The organism is Pseudomonas sp. PNPG3 (genome assembly GCF_023093815.1).
Classification (GTDB): Bacteria; Pseudomonadota; Gammaproteobacteria; order Pseudomonadales; family Pseudomonadaceae; genus Aquipseudomonas; species Aquipseudomonas asiatica.
Window position 1 is genome coordinate 1 of the sequence record NZ_JALLKV010000135.1, and the last position, 1,098, is coordinate 1,098.

Here is a 1,098-nt window from a genome sequence, read left to right on the forward strand (position 1 = left end):
GGCGGCGGCAAAAACTGAGTGCAACACCTGACCTTTCCGGTAGGGTGTTGCCATGTCTTATCACGAACTCAGCGTTGAAGAACGCTCCGATATCCAGGTCAGTCTGCTGCGTGGCATGAGCCAGCGCGCCATTGCCCGAATGCTCAACCGCAGCCCCTCAACGATCAGTCGCGAGATCCGTCGCAATCGTGATGCCCGGGGTGAGTACACCACCCAGCATGCCCAACAAGCCATGCGCGATCGTCGATTGCCCTGCCGGCCCCGGCAAAAGCTGGTGCCCGGCAACGAATTGTTCGAGCTGGTCGCCCACCTGCTGCGACAGCGCTTTTCTCCCGAGCAGATTGCCGGCAAGCTGCGAACCATGAAATCCCCAAGCTTCGAAGACGCCTACGTCTGCCGCGAGACGATCTACAACGCGATCTATGCCCTGCCGGTCGGCGAACTGCGCAAGGAGCTGATCATCTGCCTGCGGCAAGGCAAAACCTCCCGCCGTCCGCGTTCTGGCGGCGTAGATCGCCGTGGCCAGATCCCGGACATGGTCAGCATCCATGTGCGTCCGCCGGAGATCGAGGATCGCGTGATGCCGGGACATTGGGAGGGCGACTTGATCAAGGGCAAAGCCAACGCATCGGCCGTGGGTACGCTAGTCGAACGCACCAGCGGCTACCTGATGCTGGTGAAGATGCAAGACGCGACGGCGACCTCGGCCGTGGAAGGCTTCAGTTCGGCGCTGAACCATATGCCGCTGGCGGCCCGCAAGAGCATGACCTACGACCAAGGGCGGGAGATGGCGCGTCACGCGGAAATCACCCAGAAGACCGGGGTGGCAATTTACTTCTGCGACCCGCACAGCCCCTGGCAGCGCGGCAGCAATGAGAACATCAACGGACTGATCCGCCAGTACCTGCCCAAGGGCACGGATCTGTCGGTGTGCAGCCAAGAGCAGTTGGATGCGATTGCCTACGAGTTGAACATCCGACCGCGTAAGCGCTTCGGTTTCAAGTGCCCCATCGAGGTCATGACCGAGCTGATGGCCAAGCATCACGAGGCTCCCGCCTCAATCCAGTAACTGTGTTGCACTCAGCTCCTGCAACCGCC

At 61.3% G+C, this 1,098-nt stretch carries 1 protein-coding gene; it reads left to right on the plus strand.

The features are described from left to right. The first annotated feature begins 52 nt into the window (after positions 1 to 52). A complete protein-coding gene (locus MJ643_RS30405; RefSeq protein ID WP_008435491.1) occupies positions 53 to 1,069 on the plus strand; it encodes an IS30 family transposase in 1,017 nt (338 codons plus the stop codon). Positions 1,070 to 1,098 lie beyond the last annotated feature (29 nt).

What these genes read in the sequence shown, in the direction of transcription:
- MJ643_RS30405 (WP_008435491.1), top strand. Translation starts at nt 53, where the DNA reads ATGTCTTATCACGAACTCAGCGTTGAAGAACGCTCCGATATCCAGGTC.